Source organism: Sulfuricurvum sp. (assembly GCF_023250475.1).
In the GTDB taxonomy this organism is placed as follows: domain Bacteria; phylum Campylobacterota; class Campylobacteria; order Campylobacterales; family Sulfurimonadaceae; genus Sulfuricurvum.
In genome coordinates, this window is record NZ_JAHFAQ010000158.1 from 1 (window position 1) to 4,047 (window position 4,047).

General features: G+C 45.9%; 4 protein-coding genes. 1 reads left to right on the top strand and 3 read right to left on the bottom strand.

Annotated features, from left to right (window positions below; genetic code table 11):
- The coding region (locus Q0C19_RS11250; RefSeq protein ID WP_295056045.1) for a PAS domain S-box protein at positions 1 to 1,312 on the bottom strand (1,312 nt) is incomplete at its 3' end.
- Positions 1,313 to 1,415: 103 nt separating this feature from the next.
- Between Q0C19_RS11250 and Q0C19_RS11255 the strand changes: the two genes are divergently transcribed.
- Positions 1,416 to 1,928 carry a rhodanese-like domain-containing protein gene (locus Q0C19_RS11255; protein ID WP_295056047.1) on the top strand — a complete coding sequence of 171 codons (513 nt, stop codon included), beginning with the start codon at positions 1,416 to 1,418 and terminating at the stop codon, positions 1,926 to 1,928.
- Positions 1,929 to 1,933: 5 nt separating this feature from the next.
- Here the strand turns inward: Q0C19_RS11255 and Q0C19_RS11260 are convergent, their stop codons facing one another.
- Both Q0C19_RS11260 and Q0C19_RS11265 read right to left on the bottom strand, forming a co-directional pair.
- Positions 1,934 to 3,427 (bottom strand): hypothetical protein, encoded by a 1,494-nt coding sequence (locus Q0C19_RS11260; RefSeq protein ID WP_295056049.1) that lies wholly within the window; start codon positions 3,425 to 3,427, stop codon positions 1,934 to 1,936.
- Positions 3,424 to 4,047: methyltransferase domain-containing protein (locus Q0C19_RS11265; RefSeq protein WP_295056050.1), on the bottom strand; the 624-nt coding region annotated here is incomplete at its 5' end. The genes Q0C19_RS11260 and Q0C19_RS11265, both read right to left, overlap by 4 nt.

The following is a 4,047-nucleotide window of genomic DNA, read 5'->3' on the forward strand; positions in this document are numbered from 1 at the left end:
AGACGGATTCGGGCATTTTCTCTTCACATTCCCACTCGAGCAATTCCAAATTCCCTTTAATATACGTAATCGGGGTGTTGATTTCGTGGGTGATCGCTGCAGCAAGACGTCCGACACTCATCAGTTTGGCATCATTGATTTTATCCTCTTTCAACCGCTCCAAATGGGTAACATCAATAAAATAGAGGATGTGGTACTCTTCACTGCGGATCATGGGGTTGGGCATTGAACTGATATGTACTGTATAGTATCGGGTGTTTTGGTCGGGATCGATCGTCACGATTCTCCCTTTTATCTCTCCGTTATGAACCTTCATGAAAATCGATTCCAACGTCTCTTTTCTCGTACATCCTCCCGAAACGATTTGCTCCAGTCCATAGGATGTTTCTACCATCCAAGAATAAACGGCACACGATGCGAAAAAATCTTCGTTTCGATCGTGTACGTTTGCCTCCAAATACTTTTTATTGACCAAAATGGCCTCATAGCGATGATCGAACAATACGGTCAAAGAGGAATCATAATCAATCAGCTGCTCCATACTCGCCAAAATCGCCCGATTGACTTCGCTGACGTCCTGTGCGATACAAACGATCTCCTCTATCTCATGGCGGTGATTGCGTATCGCGTAAACAGTGCTGTCAACCGTTATTAAATGACCTTGTGCATTAACCAACTCAAGAATTCCCCGATAGATTTCTCCCGCTTTAAGACGCTCACGTACCAATGAGCGTAAAAAATTCCAAAAACGGCGCTCAACAAACCGCATCCAATGACTGCCGATCATGGTATCGCTCTGGTAGCCCAATAAACGACACAGCAGATCATTAACCTCGATGATAAGACCGTTCTCTTCCATTCGGATCAAAAGGGATGTTTTTGAGATCGCTCCGAACATCAAATTGATTTGTTTAAACGCTTTTTGAGCCTGTTTTGCCTCAAGGGATTGACGCATCAAGCGCTCGGCAACTTTTTTTACCGCACTGGGCAAAAGCGGTTTGAGGAGATATTTATCCACCCCGACATCAATCGCCTGTAAAAACAGATCGCTTCCGTGAGCACTTGAAATGACGACCGTTTTAATCGCGGGATTTTCCGTTTTACTCCGATTGATCGTCTCGAAAATTGTACTGTTCATCTGCATCGGATGGAGGATTAAGAGATCAATATCCTCAAAAATGTCCGGCACAGTATTTTGAACCGTGATCTGTGCATCAAATCCTAATAGCACTTCTCCGAAAGGGTCATGATTCGGGCTGTTATCCCCGATAGCCCAGTCGGTGACATAAACAATTTTAATATTTTCTACCATTGTTCCACATTCTTTTTTATAATGGTACATTAATTTTTTTCATCTGCCTATAATCTTCTTAGGATACAATCGCCTTTACCATTCTTCCATGAGGATTCAATCCATGAAAAAACTGCTATTTATACTTCTGGCCTGTAGCGCGCTGAGTGCTGAGGATATCTATGAAGGAGATGTGAACGCTGCCGAAGCGTATGAGATGCAAAAAAAAGGGTCAGCCATCATCGTCGATGTCCGTACAACGCTCGAATACATCTATACCGGACACGGTGAGGGATTTATCAACATCCCCGCTTACGAGTGGACCTATATCCCCAAATCGATCGAAGATCGGGTAAAAAGTTCCGAATTTGAGGTTAAAACCGATAAGGCAAAAAGTCACGTCGATACTCAAAAACTTTACGATGCCAAAGAGGTATTCAATAAAAACTTCGTCAGTGATGTCATGAAAGCGATGAAACTGCGTAATGTCGATTCGGTCATACTGGTCTGCCGCAGCGGTCCTCGCTCGAGTGCCGCAGCCAACCTCCTCGCCAAAGAGGGGATTAAAGCTTACAATCTGGAAAACGGATTTATGTTCGGATGGAAAGAGGCGAAACTCCCCTACGACGGGTATTGATACCGTTATCTTCGGATAACGTCGCTCTCTTTGACCCACAGCTCTTCATCTGCCCTCTGCCAAACACGATCAACGAAATATCCGGTAATCTTGATCCAGCCGTTGTTCGATGTTCCTGAGGTAAACGAACGCCGCGCTTCCCATGTATCAACCTTAGCCCCGCCGGGAGCGTTGTATACCGGTGCATTGGTCGCCATACGATAGGCGGACGGTCCCGATTTCTTCGTTGTAGCCGAGGCCGTAGCGGGAACTTTCAATTCAGGTGCAGGGGATGCTTTTTTGACTTTCTCGGGAACACTGACGCTTTGTACCGTCAATTTGGTTGTTTTCGGCGGTATCGGCTTTGGAGCTATCGGTGCTTTGAGTTTCGCGGCTTGTATCTCATTTTGAGCCAATTTTTGGTTCAGCACTTTGTTGAGATGTTCCGTCGGAGTAACCGCTTTCGTCACAGTCTTCTCCTGCACGGCAGGACGCTCTTTGTAGACTACTTTTTCAACAATCTTCTCTTTCACTACGGTTTTAGCCAAAGAACCGCTTTTGAGATTGGCAATGGTCGCCTGAGCGGATGAGAGCTCACGCTGCAGCGCAACGATTTTTGCCGTCGGTTCCACCACTTTCGTAACAATTTTCTCCTGTACAACAGGGCGGTCTTTATAAACCACTTTTTCTACGACTCTCTCTTGGGTAACCGTTTTAACACCCTTTTTAAGATTTGCAATCATTGCCTGTGCCGATGCGAGTTCGCGTTGCAAAGCAACGATTTTTTCCGTAGGCTCGACCACTTTCGTAACAATCTTCTCCTGCATAACACTCTGAGCAGGAGCTTTCTGCATTTGAATAATCAGGGCATTGGCTTTAGCCAGCTCGTTTTGAAGGGCTTTGATTTTTGGCGTTTGATCCACTGCAATCGGTGTGTTCGCAGCGACTTTTGCCGTGCTTTGCGGTTGGCTTGACGGATGACTTCGAAGCTTCTCGATTTCAGCTTTGGCGCTGTTTAGCGATACTCGCAGCGCCATTGCCTCTTTATCCGTTTTACCCATCGATTTTTCAAGCTGTTCCCGCTCTGATTTGGCTTTGAGCAAAGCGCTTTTTAGACTTTCGCGCTCAATTTTTCCTACTTTTATCGTATTGGTCTCTTTGGCAAGACGCTCGTTTTGAGTAACCGTATCGCGATATTGCTGATCTTTGGAGGTCAGCGATTTTTCTAGACTTTGGATGACCCCCTGCTTTTGGGAAAGGTCTCGTTCCATCTCGGTATTGCGTTTTTTGATCTGCAAAAGGTCGCTGTTGTTTTGTTTGATCTGATTTTCAAGAACGGCGATCCGTTGTTGATATCCTTTGATCTTGGCTGCGGCATCACTCGGAGTGAGGTTGTTTTGTTCCTGACGACACTCTTCGTATTTTTGACGAAGTTTTGCCACTTCATTGAGAACCGTTTGAGGATCATTGGCTCCATAGAGATAGATGGCACACAAAGCGCTCACTAAAATTGCTCTCACACACATCCTTTTTTAGTTAGCTTTACGCCCATTTCCAAATGGTGGGTATAGGGGAATTGATCGAATGCCGCCATCGCATCAATCGTATGGGTACGTCTCAATATCTCCAAATCACGAAGCAATGTTTCAGGGTTACAGGAGATATAGAGAAGGTGGTCAAACCGAGAGGCAAAGGCGCACGGCTCGTCTCCCAGTCCGGCACGCGGCGGATCGACAAAGAGAGTTTTGAGATGATAATCGGAGACATTTAATCCCTCAAGACGGCGAAACTCGCGGACTCCGTCAAGTGCCAACGTAAACTCTTCGGCCGATAGGCGGACAAACTCGATATTATCAACACCGTTGAGTGCCATATTTTGTTTTGCCGCATGGATGGAGGCTTTGGAAATCTCCGTCGCCAATACCCGATCAAACTTCGACGCAAACGGAATCGTAAAGTTCCCCGCGCCGCAGTAGAGCTCCAATAAATCGCCGCCGATCCCCTCAAGTTGCCCCAATGACCATTCGATCATCTGCTCATTGACTCTTGGGTTAGGCTGGGTAAAACTGTTTTCAATATGGATGTAACGGTATTCGCGACGATTGATGCGGAGTTTTTCGCTAACGTAATCTTGGGTAAG

Excerpts from the sequence above, each read along its gene's own strand:
- Q0C19_RS11255 (WP_295056047.1), top strand. The coding sequence starts at position 1,416 with ATGAAAAAACTGCTATTTATACTTCTGGCCTGTAGCGCGCTGAGTGCT.